The organism is Kibdelosporangium aridum (assembly GCF_900176515.1).
Lineage (GTDB): Bacteria > Actinomycetota > Actinomycetes > Mycobacteriales > Pseudonocardiaceae > Kibdelosporangium > Kibdelosporangium aridum.
The window spans coordinates 292,024-311,069 of sequence record NZ_FWXV01000004.1; the positions used below are offsets into that span (position 1 = coordinate 292,024).

At 67.4% G+C, this 19,046-nt stretch carries 14 protein-coding genes; 7 read left to right on the forward strand and 7 right to left on the reverse strand.

The genetic code is table 11. The annotated features are described in order from the left end of the window. Positions 1-2: 2 nt before the first annotated feature. A complete protein-coding gene (locus B9C43_RS25185; protein WP_084429563.1) occupies positions 3-1,451 on the reverse strand; it encodes a GAF domain-containing protein in 1,449 nt (482 codons plus the stop codon). Between the two features lie 101 nt (positions 1,452-1,552). Between B9C43_RS25185 and B9C43_RS25190 the strand changes: the two genes are divergently transcribed. Next, a complete protein-coding gene (locus B9C43_RS25190) occupies positions 1,553-2,863 on the forward strand; it encodes an aldehyde dehydrogenase family protein (RefSeq protein WP_084429564.1) in 1,311 nt (436 codons plus the stop codon). A gap of 37 nt (positions 2,864-2,900) precedes the next feature. Here B9C43_RS25190 and B9C43_RS25195 read toward each other — a convergent pair whose 3' ends face one another. Further along, positions 2,901-4,457 carry a beta-N-acetylhexosaminidase gene (locus B9C43_RS25195; protein WP_084429565.1) on the reverse strand — a complete coding sequence of 519 codons (1,557 nt, stop codon included), beginning with the start codon at positions 4,455-4,457 and terminating at the stop codon, positions 2,901-2,903. A gap of 140 nt (positions 4,458-4,597) precedes the next feature. On the opposite strand from B9C43_RS25195, the gene B9C43_RS25200 reads away from it, so the two are divergent. After that, on the forward strand, positions 4,598-5,554 hold the full coding sequence (locus tag B9C43_RS25200) for a hypothetical protein (protein ID WP_143446578.1): 957 nt from the start codon (positions 4,598-4,600) through the stop codon (positions 5,552-5,554). A 163-nt stretch (positions 5,555-5,717) separates the two neighbouring features. Here B9C43_RS25200 and B9C43_RS25210 read toward each other — a convergent pair whose 3' ends face one another. Further along, on the reverse strand, positions 5,718-6,428 hold the full coding sequence (locus tag B9C43_RS25210) for a TetR/AcrR family transcriptional regulator (protein ID WP_235038821.1): 711 nt from the start codon (positions 6,426-6,428) through the stop codon (positions 5,718-5,720). 96 nt (positions 6,429-6,524) lie between these two features. On the opposite strand from B9C43_RS25210, the gene B9C43_RS25215 reads away from it, so the two are divergent. Continuing rightward, a complete protein-coding gene (locus B9C43_RS25215) occupies positions 6,525-8,015 on the forward strand; it encodes a carboxylesterase/lipase family protein (RefSeq protein WP_084429567.1) in 1,491 nt (496 codons plus the stop codon). Between the two features lie 217 nt (positions 8,016-8,232). Here the strand turns inward: B9C43_RS25215 and B9C43_RS25220 are convergent, their stop codons facing one another. Beyond that, on the reverse strand, positions 8,233-10,098 hold the full coding sequence (locus tag B9C43_RS25220; RefSeq protein ID WP_084429568.1) for a propionyl-CoA synthetase: 1,866 nt from the start codon (positions 10,096-10,098) through the stop codon (positions 8,233-8,235). A gap of 145 nt (positions 10,099-10,243) precedes the next feature. Here B9C43_RS25220 and B9C43_RS25225 point away from each other — a divergent pair, with 145 nt between their 5' ends. Further along, entirely contained in the window at positions 10,244-12,376 is a 2,133-nt protein-coding gene (locus B9C43_RS25225) for a serine/threonine-protein kinase (RefSeq protein ID WP_327223101.1), read from the forward strand. Between the two features lie 194 nt (positions 12,377-12,570). Here B9C43_RS25225 and B9C43_RS25230 read toward each other — a convergent pair whose 3' ends face one another. Next, complete coding sequence (locus tag B9C43_RS25230) at positions 12,571-14,130, reverse strand: dolichyl-phosphate-mannose--protein mannosyltransferase (RefSeq protein ID WP_084429570.1); 1,560 nt, start codon at positions 14,128-14,130, stop codon at positions 12,571-12,573. A 24-nt stretch (positions 14,131-14,154) separates the two neighbouring features. On the opposite strand from B9C43_RS25230, the gene rsmI reads away from it, so the two are divergent. The 3 genes from rsmI (at position 14,155) to rsgA (ending at position 17,241) form a co-directional block, all read left to right on the forward strand. Beyond that, positions 14,155-14,988, forward strand: a complete 834-nt coding sequence (rsmI, locus tag B9C43_RS25235; protein ID WP_235038822.1) for a 16S rRNA (cytidine(1402)-2'-O)-methyltransferase — start codon at positions 14,155-14,157, stop codon at positions 14,986-14,988. Positions 14,989-15,099: 111 nt separating this feature from the next. Further along, entirely contained in the window at positions 15,100-16,083 is a 984-nt protein-coding gene (locus B9C43_RS25240) for a DUF4185 domain-containing protein (protein WP_084429572.1), read from the forward strand. A gap of 48 nt (positions 16,084-16,131) precedes the next feature. Beyond that, the gene (gene rsgA / locus B9C43_RS25245; RefSeq protein ID WP_200825688.1) at positions 16,132-17,241 is read left to right on the forward strand and encodes a ribosome small subunit-dependent GTPase A; all 1,110 of its coding nucleotides are present in this window, start codon (positions 16,132-16,134) and stop codon (positions 17,239-17,241) included. 9 nt (positions 17,242-17,250) lie between these two features. Here the strand turns inward: rsgA and B9C43_RS25250 are convergent, their stop codons facing one another. Beyond that, the gene (locus B9C43_RS25250) at positions 17,251-17,976 is read right to left on the reverse strand and encodes an ABC transporter permease (RefSeq protein WP_084429573.1); all 726 of its coding nucleotides are present in this window, start codon (positions 17,974-17,976) and stop codon (positions 17,251-17,253) included. Further along, on the reverse strand, positions 17,969-18,916 hold the full coding sequence (locus B9C43_RS25255) for an ATP-binding cassette domain-containing protein (RefSeq protein ID WP_084429574.1): 948 nt from the start codon (positions 18,914-18,916) through the stop codon (positions 17,969-17,971). The genes B9C43_RS25250 and B9C43_RS25255 overlap by 8 nt, the downstream gene beginning before the upstream one ends. Positions 18,917-19,046: the final 130 nt, after the last annotated feature.

Below are 19,046 nucleotides of genomic sequence, written 5' to 3' on the forward strand. Positions count from 1 at the left end.
GCTTATTCGTCCGCTATGCACTGCCGGAGTTGCGACTGCACCCACGCATGCCGCGGATCGGCCGGCGGCATGCCCCATGCCAGCACTTCCAGGGCTTCCTGATCCGGCGTCGCACGAACGAACGAGTACAGCGCGTCCAAGTCCCGGCGTTCGAGCACCAGCCTGCGCAGCTGGGTCAGCGTCTGCTCACGTTCGGTTTGTACGCCGGGCGCGTTGGACCTGGGCAGCAACGGCCCGCGCCACAACACCACCGCGTCGCGGACCCGGCGTTCCCGCAACGGTTTGCGCACGTTGATGAAGTCCGCGTCCACCTCGGCCTCCAGCCGGTACGGCTTGGTGCTGATCGCCGACGCACCCAGTTGCGTGCGCAACCGGTGAATTTCGGCGCGCGCGGTCACCGGGTTGCCGGACTCGCCGTACAGCACCAAAGCCAGCTGTTCCGCGGTCATTCCCTTGGGGTGCAGGGCAAGCAACGCAAGGATCTCGGCGTGCCGGAGCGTGAGCTGGATCTCGCGGCCGTCGAGCAGCGCCCGTGTGTCGTCGGCACCGAGGAACGGCAGGGTCAGCAACTGCGGGCGGCGATGGGAAAGTCCCGGCGCGATCCGCAGCAGGAACCCTTCGGCCAGCGGTTCGAGGAACCCCTCCCGGCCATCCGGCAGCCAGAGCGTGCCCTTCTCGTCGCCGACGTCCACTCTGGACGGAAGGCCGTCACACGACTCGACCGCGACCACCCGGCCGGTCGGGCTGACCAACGCACCGGGTTTGCCGCTCAGGCCGCTCAGGTGCCGCATGTTGCGCAGCCGGAAACGTTCGTTGCGGGAATTCATCCTTGTCTGCAACTGACTTTCCGCCAATTGGGCCGCTGCCGAGACAAGGGCGAGAGTGGACGGGTGCATTGTGGACATCGGACCGGTGATGTCGATGACGCCCAGTAGCGCCCCGGTGTCAGGATCGTGCACGGGCGCGGCCGCGCACGTCCACGGGTGGTAGCGGCGGACAAGGTGTTCCGTCGCGTGGATCATCACCGGGCCGTCCACCGCCAGTGCCGTGCCCATCGCGTTGGTGCCGATGGCTTCTTCGGTCCACCTGGTCCCTTCGGTGAGCAGTACTTTGTCCGCTTGTTTGCGAACTTTGGCATTGCCTTCCCGCCAGAGCAGGTGCCCGGCCGCGTCGGTGATCAGCATGATGTGCTCGGCCTGGTCGGCGATGCTCACGAGCATCGCCCGCAGCGAGGGCATCACCGAGGCAAGCGGATGGTCCGCGCGCAGGTCAGGGACGTCGTTCTCGGCGTAGACGACCGGCGGCAGGCCGTGTTCCGGATCGACGCTCGCGGCCAGCGAACGTTGCCACGATGCGGAAACCAGTTCCCGCGGCTTGTCGACCGGGCGCGTCCCAGGCAGCCCGTCACGCAACTGGTCGACCAGGAATGCGTACGCGCTCGCGTCCTTCATGTTCCACGCCCTTGGAACGCACCTTGCAACGTCACTGCAACCCAGTGTCTTCTACCGTCCGCCACTTGTACCCATGAAAGCATGCCGGGGAGGCGTGAGGCATGAGCAGATACGCCGCACCAGGAGAACCTGGCAGCGTGGTGCGGTACGCCGAGCGATACGACCATTTCGTCGGCGGCGAGTACGTGCCACCGGTCGGCGGCCGATATTTCCGCGACCCGACCCCGGTCACCGGAAAGGACTTCACCGAGATCGCCGAAGGGACCGCCGATGACCTGCGGCGGGCTACCGAGGACGGTCGCGGCGCGGCAGCCGGGTGGGCCAAGACGGCACTCGCCGAACGTGCTGTCATCCTCAACGAGATAGCCGACCGGATCGAGGACAACCTCGAAGCCCTTGCCGTCGCTGAGACCTGGGACACAGGAAAGCCGATCCGGCAGACCCTCGGCGCGGATGTGCCGTTGGCCTCAGATCATTTCCGGTATTTCGCCGGGGCGATCCGGGCGATGGAAGGTGTCCGATCCGAGATCGACGGTGACATTGTGGTGCACGGTTTTCGTGAGCCGCATGGCGTCGTCGTCCGATCCTTGGGATGGGACTACCCGTTGCTGGGTGCGGCATGGCACCTCGCACCCGCGCTCGCGACCGGCAACACCGTGGTCCTCAAGCCCGCGGCGCAGACGCCCGCGTCGCTGCACGTCCTGCTTGGCGTGATCAACGATCTGGTGCCGCCGGGCGTGATCAACGTGGTGAACGGTTTCCCGGCGGCACAACCGATCGGCCTCGGCCCGGCGGTGTTCTTCGCCGATCTCGAAGGGGCTGTGCACGAGCGTGCGCTCGACGGTTTCACGACCGGGACGTCGGCGGCGCTCATCCAGCATGGCCGGTACGAGCAGTTCCTCGGCGCGGCGTTGGGGCGTGTCGGGCAGCTCGTCACCGGCCACCCCCTCGACATGTCGACCACGGTCGGCCCGCTGGTCAGTGCGGATGAGTGGGTGAAAGCGTTGTGGCGCATCGACAACGCGGTCCGGTCGGGTGCGCGGGTCCGGGCGGGCGGCGGCCAGGCTTCGCTGGGTGGCGAACTGGCCGAGGGCTTTTTCCTTGAGCCGACAGTGCTCGAGGGTGACAAAGGCCATGCTTCCACCACCGCACCAGTGGTTTCGGTGACCGGCTTCAACGACTTCGACGACGCGGTCAAACTGGTCAACGAAATGCCGGAAAGCGCGGGCGTTTCAGTGTGGGCACGCGACACGGGCGTCGGATACCGCGCGGGACGGGCCATCCACGCCGCCAGGGTCTGGGTCAACAGCGACCACACGTACCCGGCGGAGGTCGCCTTCAGCCGCGAGAACCGCAACAGCCTGCTCGCGGAGTACTGGCGGGAGAAGCGCCTGATGGTGAACCACTCGTGAGGGAGCCGGCCGGGCCGGCCCCCCTCACCAGGGTTGCTCAGCTGTTCCAGGCGATCTTCGGGGAACGGTAGAAGTTCACGTTCTGCCGGGCCCACCGGTCACCCTGCTGGGCAAGGCGTTGCCTGAACGACTCCCAGTCGTGCGTCGACCACGGCGACCAGCCCAGTTCGGCGATCGCCGGAAGCCGTGGGAACGCCATGAACTCGATGTGGTCGCTGTTCTCCAGCGTCTCCGACCACAACGGTGCTTCGACGCCGAGGACACTGGACTCAGGCAGGTTCTTGACGAACGCGCCGGGGTTCCAGCCGTAGGCGGTGTCCACCTCGATCAGACCTGCCCACGTCAGCCCGAGCGGGGTGTTGCGGTCGTACTTCATGTCCAAATAGGACTTGTGGGCCGGTGAGAGCAGGATCTTGTTGCCGCGCTGGGCAGCGGCCACGACCTCCTCGTCGACGTCGTCGGTGCCCCAGTACTGCGGGAGCACGGACGGGTCGTTCTGCGTCTTGGCGATTTCGTGCCAGCCTGCGGCCTTCTTGCCGTACTTGGCCACGATCGGCGTGACCCGCTGCATGAACTTCACGTAGTCGGCGGGCTTGGTGGCGTGTGTCTCGTCGCCACCGATGTGGATGTACTCGCCGGGCGTGAGCGCGGCCAGTTCACGGATGACGTCCTCGACGAACTTGTAGGTGATCTCCTTGTCGATGCACAAGGAGCTGAAGCCGACCGAGGTGCCGGTGTACAGCGGCGGCGCGATGCCGTTGCAGTTCAGCTCGGCGTACGAGGCAAGCGCCGCGTTGGTGTGCCCAGGCATGTCGATCTCGGGCACGATGGTGATGTACTTCTGCTTCGCGTACGCGACCAGCTCGAGGTACTGCTCCTTGGTGTAGAAGCCGCCCGGGCCGCCGCCGACCTCGGTGCTGCCGCCGTAGCTGGTCAGCCGGGGCCAGCCGGGGATCTCGATCCGCCAGCCCTGGTCGTCGGACAGGTGCAGGTGCAGCCGGTTCACCTTGTACTGCGAGATCTGGTCGATGTAGCCGCGGACCTCGTCGACGGAGAAGAAGTGCCGCGACACGTCAAGCATGGCGCCGCGGTAGGCGAACCGGGGGAAGTCGACGATCTTGCCGCCGGGTACGACCCACGGTCCTTTTTGGCGTGACTTGCTCTCGACGCTGGCCGGCAGCAGTTGCCGCAGCGTCTGCGTGCCCGCGAACAACCCGGCCGGCGTGTTCGCGCGGATGAGGATCTGGCTGCGCTCGACCTTGAGCTCGTAGCCCTCCTTGCCGACGCGTGCGTCCGCACCGCCAAGCAGCAGGGAGATCCCGTGGCCGTGGACGAAGGCGGGCAGAACCGGGACGGGGAAGCCGGTCGACGGTCGCAAGACCTCCGCCAGCTGCTTGCCGACCGAAGCGGCCTCCCGTGAGCCGATCTGGGTGAAGATGACGGTGCCCCAGCCCAGCCGGAATGCCTGCCGTGCATCCGGCTGTGCGACGGCCGGAGCAGGGATGACACTGGAGATGCTCTTGCTCATCGCTGGCGCCTGTTCCGCGCTCGCGGGTGCTTGGAATGTTGCGGCAGTGGCGGTTGTCACCGCCATGACCGTGAGGAATCGACGTACGTGCACAGGCCCTCCCGAACGTAAGTCCTGCAGCGGCGACAAATTTAGGTATAGACCAGTCACCCACCCGTCACAACGGCCGATTGTCTTGCCTACGGCGGGGTGCAACGCTGTTGCGCGTGTTGCGCGCATGCCTTGTGTTGCTCGTAGTGGTGCTGGCCGGATGCGGTGCCCGTCCCAGTACGACCGGGCCGGTCGACCTGCCTGCCAAGCCCGCGGACTTCGTGGACGTCTTCACGTGGTCACAGGGCGTTCCCGCAGGTGCACAGCCCATTTCGTGGTCCTTCAAAGGCCCGCACTTCGGCTACCAGTTCGGTGCGCAGGCGGTGCGCCCGGACATGGACGAAACCAGCGGCGGCCTCGAAGGCGGCCCGGCACGCGCGGCCGCGGGACACGAATTCCTCGTGCTCTACCGCCTGCAGGGCGATGACACATACGCGCCACCTCCGGAAACACCCTTGACCGTCGAGGTCGTCGTTAGCGGCGCCCGCAAGCGTTTGCCCAAACCGCTGGACCGAGGAACAGCGCTGATCGTGAGCGTCCCGCTCGGTGGCGACGCGACCCTCGAGGTCACCGACGACCGGCCGTACCAGCTCAGCGTCCGCAACGGTCTCGGTGCCGGTAGCGCCCCTTCCTCCTCGGATGCCGCCCCGAAGGCCGGAGCAGGCCAGGTCAAATGGGGGGACGGGAAGTACACCGGGCAGGGCGCCTACCAGGGCGTTCGGACTTCCGGGCCGTTGGCTGTGACCCTGGACCTGGGGACTCGATCCGAGCTTGCCGACTCCTTGCCCGGGGTGGGTGCGGCCGCCACCAAGCAGGTCTGGCTGCGCCTGCCCGACGCGAAGATCAGCACGGATGATGCTGAGTTGAAGGTTGACCTGGCTCGAAGCGTGAGCTTGTCGCTGCCGGGTGGGCCCAAGATCTCGCCCCGGCAGTCCGCTTCGGGGTTGCTGTTCTCCGTGCCGGAGCCTTTCACCGGCGGGACGTTGACGATCGCCCCGGAATTCCCGGCGACGAGCACGGCCAAGTGGTCCCAGAAGCCCGAACCCAAGCAGATCCCGCTCACGGTCGCCTGAGTCCCGAGCCGAAGGAACCATTCGCAAATCCAGTTGTCCACAACCCGCCGGTACCCCCTTTGACCTGCCCATATCACCAGAGCCGGATGCCGCGTGGCGCGTGTGCTGGATGAGGACGAGCTCGTTGGGAACTGGACGCTGGTCGGGGGACGAGCTGGACCTGCTATCTGGTCGGCGGGGCGCGACGAAGCTCGGGTTCGCGCTCCTGTTGCGCTTCTATGCGGTGAACGGCCGGTTCCCGACGGGCCGTGCCGAGCTTCCCGATCAGGCCGTCGGGCGTACTCCTGAACAGCCGGTCCAGATGCACGTCGATCGCGGCGAGCGCGTCCTGGGGCTCGATCACGTCGAGTTCGATGAGGGAGGTGAAGCCGGTGAGGGCGAGGAGCAGGTTGGTCTCGGTCGCCGGGTCGAGGCCGGAGTCGATGTGCCCGTCGGCGATCGCCTGGCGGACCAACTGCTCGACGAGGGCCCGCCCTTGGACGAGGCCGCGGCGCGCCTGCTCGTGCACGGCCTCGTCGTGCAGCGCCTCCAGGACGTAGGCGGCGCTCATCCGGCTGGTCGCGCGGGCGTCGGCATGCAGGGGGAGCATTTCCGCGAGCGTCAGTCGCAGCACGTCACGGGGGTGCGGACGGTCACCGAGCTTTTCGAGCCCCTGGTGTACGCGCACCGAGGTCTGCTCGGACGCGAAATCCATTGCGAAGGAGAGCATGGCGGTCCGGGAGGCGAAGTAGTGCTGCAGCTGCCCGAGTGACATGCCCGCCTCCTGCGCCACCACGCGCATCGTCAGCTGTGTGACGCCGCGCTGCTCCACCACCCGCCACAGTGCGCGGGCGATCGCTTCGCGGCGTCCGCGGTGGTCCACCTGTTTCGGCATCGCCGGCCCTTCCCTCGTACCCCGGGGACTGTTCCAATACAGTTGACATAATACATCTGACCCATAACCCTGCGGTCCACTCGAGGGAGGATCGTCATGTCCGAACAGCCAAAGGTACGGACCACGGAAGGCGTGGTGCAGGGGCGCTGGCGGCAGGGGCACGCGGTGTTCCGCGGCATCCCCTACGCCCAGTCCCCGGTCGGAGCGCTCCGCTTCGCCGCGCCCGCGCCTCCGCACCGCTGGGAGGGGACGAGGCAGGCGGTCGAGTTCGGCCCCGTGGTGCCGCTGTCCCTGCCTATCACCGTGCCCCCGCAGGGCACCGACTGGCTGACGCTCAACGTCGGCACTCCGGATCCCGGCGCGGCGGGACTGCCGGTGCTGGTGTGGATCCCCGTGGGCGGCTACCTCTCGGCGGCGTCGAGCGACCCGATGTACGACCCGGCAGCGCTGGCCGAGGCGGGAGTCGTCGTGGTGACCATCAACTGCCGCGTGGGCGCGGAGGGATTCGCGTTCCTCGACGACGTGCCGCCCAACCGCGGATTCCTCGACCAGATCGCGGCGCTGGAGTGGGTGCAGCGCAACATCGCCGCCTTCGGAGGCGACCCCGGCCGGGTCACCGTGGGCGGGGTGTCCGCCGGGGCGGGCTCGGTCGCCGCCCTGCTGACGATGAAGTCCGCGCGCGGCCTGTTCCGGCGGGCCATCGCCCATTCGGTGCCGGGGCTGCACAGCACCCCCGCGCTGGCACGGCAGGTCACCGCCGCGTTCGCGGACCGGCTCGGCTCGGCGGCCCCCACCGCCGAGGCCCTGCGCGACATCGACCCATGGCACCTGGCCGCCGAGCTCACCTCCTTCAACGCCGGCCTCCACACGCACCGGGAGAGCTGGGGACGCCTCACGGAGACCGGCACCGCGCTGTGCCCCGTCGTCGACGGCGAGGTCCTCCCGGAAACACCTTGGCCCGCACTGACCGGCGCGCGCACGAGCGGAACCGAACTGCTCGTCGGCCACACCCGGGACGAATTCCGGTACTTCAGCGTCATGAGCGGACGGTACGGCACCTTCACCGAGGAGGACGCCCACGCAGCCCTGGAACTGCTCGCCCCGCAGCCGGACGGCGCGCGGGCCTACCGTGCCGCGTTCCCGCAGGCAGGCCCGGAGGAGCTGGTGGAGACGGTGTACTCCGACGCCCTCTTCCGCATGCCGTCACAGAAGCTGGCCGAGGCGAACGCCGCAGCCGGCGGCACCTCGTACCTGTTCGAACTGTGCTGGGTTGCCCCGGCCCTCGGCGGCATCTTGGGTGCCTGCCACAGCCTCGACGTGCCCCTGGCGTTCGGCACGCTGGACAGCCCCGTCGGCACCCAGCTCATCGGCGAGGAGCCCACTCCCGAGGCCGTCGCGCTCTCCCGCGAACTCCAGGAGGCATGGGTCCGCTTCGTCACCACCGGCGACGCGGGCTGGTCCGCTCACCGGCCCGGCGGGCACCTCACTCGCGTCCTGGACACCGAGTCGAAGACTCTGCCCTACCCCGAACAGGCATCCCGCCAGATCTGGGAAGGCCACTCCCCCGCCCCCTTCGATCTCTCGTGATTGTCCGGGTCGGCTCACCGAGGAGACAGTGCGCGCAACGCTCTCGTGATGCGCACACACGTTCCAGACTGTCGTTGACAACGCCGTTGATGCAGATCTCTGGAGTGTCCGAACCTGCTGTGTCGCAACGCTTTCAGGAATACAGCACGTTCGAATACGTGCACTCCACCGGCAGTCGCTGCGGTGTGAATCGCGACTGCGGTTCGCCTGGTGTGGATTAGTGGCGCAGGATGGGGCGGAGGGCGTCCAGCACGGCCGGGTCCTCGATGGTCGACGGCACCGGTTCATCGCGGCCATCGGCGATTCCGCGCATCGTCTTGCGGAGAATCTTGCCGGACCGGGTCTTCGGCAGTCCGGCGACGATCGACACGTCCCGGAACGCCGCCACCGGCCCGATATCGCGGCGAACCGCGGCGACGAGTTCCTCCCGCAGGACCTCCTCCGGCACTTCCACACCGGCCTTCAACACCACGAAACCCCGTGGCAGCTGGCCTTTCAGTGAGTCGTGCACGCCGATCACCGCGCATTCGGCCACCGCCGGATGCGCTGCGAGGACCGCTTCCATCGCGCCGGTCGACAACCGGTGCCCGGCCACGTTGATCACGTCGTCGGTGCGGCCCATCACGTAGACATAGCCGTCCTCGTCGATGAAACCGCCGTCGCCCGTGAGGTAGTAGCCGTCATACGTCGACAGGTACGAGCTCACGTATCGCTCGTCGTCACCCCACAACGTGGGCAATGTGCCTGGCGGCAGGGGGAGTTTGATGGCGATCGCGCCTTCTTGGCCTGCGGGCAGCTGGTTTCCTTGCTGGTCCAGGATCTGCACGTGGTAGCCGGGCACTGGCACGGTCGGGGAGCCTGGCTTGATCGGCATCGGTTCGAGTCCACGCAGGTTCGCGCAGATCGGCCAGCCGGTCTCGGTCTGCCACCAGTGGTCGATCACCGGCACGCCCAGCTTCTCCGTCGCCCAGTGATATGTCTCCGGATCAAGGCGCTCACCAGCGAGGAATAGCGTCTGGAAGTTCGCAAGGTCGTACTTCCCGAGCAGTTCGGCGTCCGGGTCGACGCGTTTGATCGCGCGGAACGCCGTCGGCGCGGTGAACAGCGCCTTCACGCCGTGTTCGCTGATCACGCGCCAGAACGCGCCCGCGTCCGGGGTGCCGACCGGTTTTCCTTCGTAGAGCAGGGTTGTTGCTCCGACAAGCAAGGGGGCGTAGACGATGTACGAATGTCCGACGACCCAGCCGACGTCTGAGGCTGTCCAGAACACGTCGCCGGGGCCGATGTCGTAGATCGCTTTGAGTGACCAGGCGAGCGCGACGGCGTGTCCGCCGTTGTCACGGACAACGCCCTTGGGGCGGCCTGTTGTACCTGACGTATACAGGATGTACAGCGGGTCCGTGGCGCTTACATTCACGCAGTCATGCGGTTCAGCGGAAGCGACGAGGGTGTCCCAGTCGATGTCGCGCGCGCCCATTTCGGCGACTTCTTGCGGGCGTTGCGTGATCACGACGTGATCGGGTTGGTGCTCAGTCATCGACAGTGCTTCGTCGATGATCGGTTTGTAGGCCACGACCCGGGTCGGCTCGATCCCGCAAGACGCCGCCACGATCACCTTCGGCTTGGCGTCCTGCACCCGGCTGGCCAATTCCTTCGGCGCGAACCCGCCGAATACCACGGAGTGCACGGCGCCGAGCCGGGCACACGCCAGCATCGCCACCACGGCTCGTGGCACCATGGGCATATAGACGATCACACGGTCGCCCTTGCCGACACCCAAGCTCGCGAGGGCGCCTGCGAACAACGCGACCTCATCGCGGAGCTCGCGATAAGTGAACGTGGCTTTGCTGCCCGTGATCGGCGAGTCGTAGATCAACGCGATCCGGTCGCTGCCGACATGGCGATCGAGCGCGTTGTGGCAGGTGTTCAGCTCGGCGCCGGAAAACCACCGGTAGAAGGGCGCTTTGCCGGCGTCCAAGGCGCTGACCGGCGGTGTGGCCCAGTCGATCGCCTCGGCGGCTGCCAGCCAGAAGCCGTCCGGGTCGGTCAGGCTGCGGTGATATGCGTCCCGGTAGTCACCCATGGAGTCACTCTGCCACCCATGCAACCTCGTTGCCCACGGCGCGTCTGCATGAGCAAGGGGCCACGGTTGCCTAACCGCTCCAGCGCCGCTGGACATATGGTGGGTTAGTGCTCACATCGGGTGAGTAAGCACGAGGAGGAGAACCGTGGACGGGTTCGTACGAATGGCAGCTGACTTGTTGTCGTTCGCGCATACCGTCTTTGGGCCTGGGTTCTGGCCAGGCGAGTGGGTGTGGGCGACCATGGCGGCCGGGTTTCTGATCGGGATCTTCCCGGTGCTCGCGTCGTTCAGCGTCGCGTTGATCCGCAAAGGCACCGGGAATGCTTACAACTCGGTCACGATCAGTGTCTTCGCGATCATCGGCATCGTGCTCGCGCTGGTCTTGCCGTGGTTGATGGCCAACGGGATCTCCATGATCTTCCGCGGGGCTGCAGCGGGCGCCGAGACCTACGGCGTCACCTTCGCCTCGTCGTTCAACAACGAAACGCACGCGTTGATCGGTACTCAGGCGGAGTACCTCGGCCGCGGGCCGATCGTCTACGACCTGCTGACCAGGCCGGGCGGCGGCGTCGACTTCGTGCTGAACCTCGCCAAACTCGTCGTGTTGCCCGCGATCGCCGCGTTCTTCGTGATCCTGCAGGCCCGCGCGGCGTTCCGCCGTGGCCCGACGTGGCCGGGCAGGCTGATCTGGCTGTCGTTCGTGGCGTTCGCCTTGTTCAGTGTGGCCTTCGAGGCCAACGTCGCGTTCCTGCTGTGGATCGGCATGGTGCCCGCGAGCGTGCTCGGCCTGATCCCGATCCTGGTGATCGGTGCGCCGAGCTGGACCACGATCAACCGCTCGGTCCAGGAGGAAAAGCCGCAGCCTGCCGTGCAGCAGCAGCCTTCCCAGAACCAGTTGCCGCCTCAGCAGGCGTCCGCGCATCACCAGCAGCAGCCGCCTCCTCGTCACCCTTCGCAGCAACAACCCGCTACGCCGCCGCCATATGTGCCTGAGCCGCCGCCTCCGCCATATCGGCCGGATGGCATGCCGCCTGCGTTGCTGTCCGGCCAGGCACCCGGTCAGGAGCTGCTGAGCGGACGCCAGCAGCCCGCCAAGCTCGCCGACACGCCCGGCCCCATGCCGTTCCCGCTCGGCGGTGCCGCGCCCCCGACCGCGGCTCAGACGCCGTCCACGCGAGCGATGAGCGGCTCGAACAGCATGTGGACGCGAAGCGGCGGCCGGTTCAAGAAGATCAAGGCCCTTGGCCACGGCGGCTTCGGCACGGTGTGGCTCGCGATGGACACCCAGCTCGACCGCACGGTCGCGGTGAAGATCGCGCACGCCCCCGACGCCGAGACCGAGCAGCGCATGCTGCGCGAAGCCCGCGCTCTCGCCGCGGTCCGGCACCCGAACTGCGTGCGTGTCTACGACATCGTCGAGGACGAAGACGGCCTCGGCATCGTCATGGAATACATCGAGGGCAGGCCGCTCGCCGACGCCGTGCACGAGAACGGCAAGCTCGACGATCTCGCCGCCGCACGCCTCTGGGTGACGATGGCCGGCGCGTTGTCGGCCGCGCACGCGAAGGGCGTGCTGCACCGGGACATCAAGCCGTCCAACATCATGATCGACCCGTCCGGCATGCCACACCTGATCGACTTTGGTATCGCCAGGTCAAAGGGTGATTCCACGCTGACGAAGACCGGGATGATGGTCGGCACCCCGGACTTCCTCGCGCCCGAGACCGCCGCGGGCTCGCCCGCGTCGCCCGCGTCGGACGCCTGGCAGCTCGCCGCGACCGTTTCGTACGCGCTGACCGGTGAGCCGCCGCGTGGCACCCGCGACAACCCGATGGCCGCGCTGATGGCAGCGGCGAAGGCGGAGCGGATCACGCACCTGCCCACGAACAGCGTTCACCTGCGCCTGATTTCGGCTGCCCTGGGTCCTGACCCCGCTGGCAGGCCCACCCTCGACACGGTGATCCGCCAGACCGGCGGATGGCTCAGCAAGGGCGGCCACACCGAGGACGGCCCGGTCACCAAGGTCGTCAAACGCGAGGACATCGCCGCGCTGGACCGCACCAAGGTCACCAAACCCGCGGAAGGCGACGAGGAGCGCACGAAGTTCACGGACCCTGAGCGGACCTCGTTCACGGACCCGGAACGGACCGAGTCCACGAACCCACCGCGCCCGCCGGTGGCAGCTCAGCAGACTCCGCCACCACCGCCACCGGACCCGGACCGCACGCGCCCGACGCAGCAGAAGCGACACAACCCAACCCGTCGCTTCGGCACCTGACAGCAGCGCCGCCACACCGACCCCGCCCGTGTTTGTCGGTGCTGGAACCGAACGACCGCCGTGTTCGTTGCCGAGTTCGGAAGGCGCGCGGGCGGCGGCGTCTACCGCTCAGGCGCCTGCGTGACACGCTCCCCATTGGGGCATGAGTCAGCGGGGGCATGAGTCAGCGCCTCAACGCCAGGAGGGCAGCCGCCTCAGCGCCAGGAGGGCAGCCAGAGTTCGGCTTGCCAGCGGGCGTTCGTGATCGACTCGCCGTTCAGGATCGGCCACAACCAGACGAAGTTGGCGACCACCAGGCCGACGTAGATCGCCACGACGAGCAGACCGGTGCCTCTTCGTTCGTAGCCGTCCCCGGCTTTGCCGAGGATCTGGCCGAGCGCGAGCACCAGGCCGAGGATCAGGAACGCCGAGACCGGCGTCATGTAGAAGAAGTACATCTGCCGGTCGAGGTTGATGAACCACGGCAGCAGGCCCGCCAGGTAGGCCACGACGACAGCGGCGTAGCGCCAGTCCATCCGGCCGAACATGCGCCAGAGGCCCCACGCCAGCACCGGGATCGCCAGCCACCACATCGCCGGCGTGCCGATCAGCATCGTGGCGCTGACGCACTGCGACTCACCGCATCCGGTCGTGGTGTTGTCCCAGTGGAAGAGCATCGGCCGCAGCCCCATCGGCCACGTCCACGGCTTCGATTCCCACGGGTGCGGGTCGTTGGGCTTGGTGTCGAGCGTCTCGTGAAAGCCAAGGACGTTGCCGGAGTACTCGACCAGCGACCGCAGCGCCGGGCCGAACGGTCCCCACCACGAGCTCACCAGGTGACGGTCGACCGCCGTCTCGCTGGCGAACCAGGCCCACCAGCTGGCCACGTACACGAGGATCGGGACCACCAGCAGCGACCACAGACCGGGCAGCAGGTCACGGCGGAAGGCACCGACCCACGGGTTCGCCACGCCCGCGGCGCGGCGCGCGGTCGCGTCCCAGATCACGGTCATCAGGCCGAATGCCGCGATCCAGTACAAGCCGTTCCACTTCGAGGCGCACGCCAGTCCGAGGCTGACGCCGGCGGCGAACCGCCACCAGCGGAAGCCGAGCCGCGGTCCGTAGATCGAGTCGTTGACCCAGCCTTCGCGGATGGATATGGCCAGGCGTTCCCGCATCTGATCGCGATCGAGCAGGACACAGCCGAACGCGGCGAGGATGAAGAACGAGATGAAGATGTCGAGCATCCCCATCCGGCTCATCAGGTGCAGCACGCCATCGCAGATCAGCAGGACTCCGGCGACCGCGCCGAGCAGGGTCGACCGGGTCAGCCTGCGGGCGATGCGCACGATCATCAGCACCATCAACGTGCCGAGGATGGCCGCGGAGAAGCGCCATCCCCAGCCGTCGTAACCGAAGAGCCACTCGCCGATCGCGATCAGCTGCTTGGTCAGAGGCGGGTGGACCGTGAGCTCGTAGCCGGGGTTGTCCTCGTACCAGCCGTTGCGCAGCATTTGCCACGCTTGCGGCGTGTAGTGCTTCTCGTCGAAGACCGGGGTGCCGTTGTTGGTGGGGTAGCCGAGGTTCTGCAGCCGGACGATCCCGCCGATCACGGCCAGTACACCCGCGACTATCCAGCCGCGCAGCCGATCGGTCGGCATCGGCCTGCCGAGCAGGCTCTCGGCCGGATCGGAACCGGGCGCTGTCGTCCGGTTGGCCTCCTCCTCCGCGTTGTCGTCCGACTTACGGTCGGACCCGGTCACGAGGGCAGTCACGGGCCCGATCGTAGGGTGAGCGATGTGAACCCCGTATCCGGTTCCGGCCGACTGGTGCTCGCGGCCACTCCGCTGGGCGACTCCCGCGACGCATCGTCCCGGCTCATCGACGCCCTGGCCAGAGCAGACGTCATCGCCGCCGAGGACACCCGGCGGCTGCGCGCGCTCGCAACCGCCCTCGGCGTGTCGCCGTCCGGCCGGGTCGTCAGCTTCTACGACGCGGTCGAAACCGGCCGGATCCCCGGCCTGGTCGAGGCCATGCGGGACGGCCAGACGGTGCTGCTGGTCACGGACGCGGGCATGCCCAGCGTCTCGGACCCCGGCTACCGCCTGGTGACCGCGTGCATCGCCGAAGACCTGCCGGTCACCTGCCTGCCCGGCCCATCGGCCGTGACGACCGCACTCGCCGTGTCCGGCTTGCCGTGTGACCGGTTCACGTTCGAAGGCTTCGCACCCCGCAAAACGGGCGAACGCGGCCGCTGGCTCACCGAACTGGCCGACGAACGCCGTACAGCGGTCTTCTTCGAGTCGCCACACCGTCTCGCCGAGACCCTGGCCCAGGCCGCTTCGGTGCTCGGCGCGGACCGACCGGCAGCCGTGTGCCGTGAGCTCACCAAGACCTACGAGGAGGTCCGTCGCGGCGGCCTTGGCGAACTCGCCGAGTGGGCAGCCGAAGGCGTCCGTGGCGAGATCACCGTCGTCGTCGGCCCGGCAGCCCCGGTCGCCACGGACATCCCGTCGTTGGTCGCCCAGGTACGCGCCCGGGTCGAGGAAGGCGAGCGCCTGAAGACCGTGGTGGCCGAGGTCGCCGCGGCAGCGGGCGTCAGCAAGAAGGCGCTGTACGACGCGAGCCTTTGACCTGGCAAGTGCGGCTCGTCGAGAGTCGCGCTGGGCCCGGGCGTCGGTTCGTGGCACTCGACGGCGTCTTTTGACACTGCGCCCGTGCCAAGCTGCGCCTAGCTTGGCGGCATGGTCCACGTGCTGACGACCGAGGAAGTCGCACCCGTCACCGGCGCCCTGACGCACAGGTTCGGCATCCACGCCACCGACTTGGGCATCCTCTGGGACAACGGGCAGGGGCGTCTGCTCGTCGCCTTCGGGGACACCTACGGCGTCGGCTGGGGCGGGCACGGTGCCGGACCGCCGGAAGGCTCCGACTGGCGCTGCAACGTCCTCGCGTTCGCCAGCAACCGGGACCTGGAGACCGGGCTGCGGCTTGATTCAGTTGTGCCACGGGCGGACGGCACGGCAGCGCAGATCCTGGAGCGGGACCGGCAGGTGGACGAGCACACCGTGATTCCGAACTCCGGTATCGCCGTCGGTGGCTACAACTACTTGCACTACATGTCCGTCCGGAAGTGGAACGCGGACGGATGGGACACGAACTACGCGGGTATTGCCGTGTCCGCCGACGGGGGCGATACCTGGACCAAGCCGCCAGGCGCGCGCTGGCCTAACTCACCCAAAGGCGATCACCCCTTCCAGATCTGTGCCTTTGCCGCTGATCGGGATCATGTGTACCTCATGGGTACGACAAACGGCCGATTCGGCCCTGCCTACCTGGGGAAATGCGGGCGGTACGAGGTGCTCAGCCCGGCCTCGTACAGCTACTGGGCGGACGGCGCCTGGGTCAAGGATCCCTTCCAGGCGACCCCAGTCATGAGCGGACCGGTCGGCGAGATGTCCGTGCAGCACAACACCCATTACGACCAGTGGATCGCGCTGCACCTCGACGAGGACCGGGCCGCGATCGTGCTGCGCTGGGCACCTGAGCTGACCGGGCCATGGGCAGAGGGGCAGGTTGTGGCCGACGCGAAGGACTATCCCGCGCCTTACGGCGGCTACCTGCACCCGTGGGCCAGCGACGGCGAGGACATCTACTTCACGTTGTCGCAGTGGGGCCCGTACAACGTGAAGCTGATGCGGACACGTCTTAAATCGGATGCGTCCTAGGCCGTCGCCCTCTATGGTGGCGCTGACTTCGAGAGAAGGGGAGGTGACGTGACATGGCTGTCTTTGTCGATGGCGCACGTCTTCTTCCCGGTTCTTCTCTCGAAGGGTTCACTTCCGTTGACCTCGCTTGACCTGACCACGCTCGGCTGGGACGACACTTTCGCCGCCGAGCTGCCCGCCGGATCGATCCCCGGCAAGATCGCCCGTGTCCACTCCAGTGGCGCGGTGGTCATCGTCGATGGCCATGAGCAGCACATCGAATATTCGTCGCGAATCACGTTGCCGTGCGTCGGCGACTGGGTCGCGGTGCGGGATGGCGCCATTCTCACGGTGTTGCCCCGGCGCACCGCGCTGGTTCGTGGCGGTGTGGCCGAGGACTCGCTCAGCCAGACTCTGGCGTCCAATGTGGACGTCATCTTCGTCGTCGAACCGTCGTCGTTGGAAGGACGGCGCGGCGACCCCAACCTCGGCCGGATCGAGCGGTTGCTCGCGCTGGCATGGGAAAGCGGTGCGATGCCGGTCGTGCTGCTGACCAAGTCCGATCTCGTCGGCGAGCGCATCGGCGAGATCGTCTCGAATGTCATGGGCGCCGCGCCCGGAGTCGACGTGCACCCGGTCTGTTCGGTGACCGGTGACGGCGTCGACATCGTCGCGTCCTACCTCGGCGTCGGCCGGACTGCCGTGTTGGTCGGGCCGTCCGGTGCCGGGAAGTCCACACTGGTCAACGCGTTGGCCGAGGACGAAGTGATGGAGACGCAACAGGTTCGTGCGTCCGACGGCCGTGGCCGGCACACGACCGTGCACCGTGAGCTGTTCGTCCTGCCACGCGGCGGGCTGATCATCGACACGCCCGGTGTGCGTCGGGTGTCGCTGGCAGCGGGCGGCGAAGGCCTGGAATCGGTGTTCACCGACATCGAGGAGATCGCCGAGAACTGCCGGTTCGACGACTGCGCGCACATCGGCGAGCCCGGGTGCGCGGTGATCGAGGCGATCGAGACCGGTGAACTGCCACAACGCAGGCTGGACAGCTGGTTCAAGCTCAACCGCGAAGCCGAGTGGGTCGCCAGCCGGACGGACGCGCGCCTGCGTCAGGAACGCGACCGCCGCTGGAAGGTGATTCACAAGGAGATGCGCCGTTCGGGCCGCAACCGCCCGTGAGTTGAGGCGTCAGGCGTTGGCGCGGCGGAACGAATGCGTTCCCCACGCCAACGCCACCACAACGAGCACGATCGCCGCGATACCGCCGATGAGCACCGAACTGGAACCGAAGTTCCCGGCGATCACCGCGCGGATGCCGTCGGCGATGTGGCTGAACGGGTTGATCCGCGACAGCGTGTACAGCCAGTCCGGGCCTTGGTCCATCGGCAGCAGCACGCCGGACAGCAACATCACCGGCATCACGGTCGAGCTGAGCACCGGCGCGAAGGTGTACTCGTGCTTGAGTTTGAGCGCCAAGGTGTACGACACCGAGCTGATCGACACACCCATCAACACCGCGAACACCAGACCGGCGAGCACGTGGCCGATTGAGGCACGGAACCCGAAGATCGTCGAGAGCGCCAGCAGGATCGAACACTGGATCACCAGCAGCAGGACGTCGTTGACGACGCGGCCGAGCAGCAGCGCCGTCCGGCTGACCGGGGTGACCCGCAGCCGTTCGAGCGCTCCCGACCGGATCTCCGGGATCAGGTTGAAGCCGACGTACGCGGTGTTGAAGAGTCCCATTTGGATGATCAGCCCCGGGACGAACCACTGCCACGACGCTGAGCCTTTGAGCAGCGGGCCGAACAGCACGAGCCACAACAAAGGCTGCGCCACACCGAACGTGATGACGACCGGGTTGCGGAACGACGGCCGCATGCTGCGCAGGAAAATCAGCCATGTGTCACGCATTGGACGCCTCCCGCAGTGAACGACCGGTCATGGTCAGGAAGACGTCGTCAAGCGTCGGCCGCTGCACCTGAACCGACAACAGGGCAACGTCCGCCTGGTCGAGTGCGCGGAGCAGACTGGGCAGTTCCGTGTCACCCCGAGACACACGGAAGCGCACAGTGTTGCCCTCGACATGGAGTTCCTTGGCCCCGTCGACTTTCGCCGCGATCTCGGCCGCGACGGCGGGTGTGTCGGTTTCGAACTGGACGAGGTCGCCCGCGACCTGGCTCTTGAGCGAGTCCGGCGTGCCCTCGGCGACGATCTTGCCGTGGTCGATGACCATGATCCGGTCGCACAGCGCGTCGGCTTCGTCAAGGTAATGAGTGGTCAGGAAGATCGTGGTGCCCGCCTGGTGCAACGTGCGGATGTGGCCCCACAGGTTGCTGCGGCTCTGCGGATCGAGACCGGCCGACGGTTCGTCGAGGAACAGCAGCTCCGGCTCGTGCAGAACGCCCATCGCGATGTCGAGGCGGCGCTTCTGCCCACCGGACAACGCACCCGCGACGCGACCGGCGAAGTCAGCGAGCTCGAGGCGTTCGAACAACTCATCCGCCCGGCGGCGCGCCTCGGCAGCCGAGAGGCCGTAGAACCGGCCCTGCAGCACGGCTTCGTCGATGACCTTCTGTTCGTCACCGGAACCGTGACCTTGTGCCACGTAACCGATCCGCTTGCGCACACCGGCCGGGTCGGTCAGGAGATCGCACCCGGCGACCTGTGCCTCACCCGCGGTGGGCTTCAAGAGAGTGGTGAGCATTCGCAGCGTCGTGCTCTTGCCCGCGCCATTCGGGCCTAAGAAGCCAACGAGCTCACCGGGCGCGACATCTATGTCGACGCCCTGGACCGCGTCGACCGTCTGGCCGCGGGTCCGGAACTGGCGCGCGAGACCGCGTGCCTTGATCACAGGAGTCCTCCTCGGATAGCTAGTCAATTTTGACTAGCGGGAGTGTGTCAGGCGATGGCGATCTAGTCAAACTTGACTAGCTTGAGGGTGTCGGGCGCCTTCGTGCACCTTCTGTTTCAGGCGGCTGCTT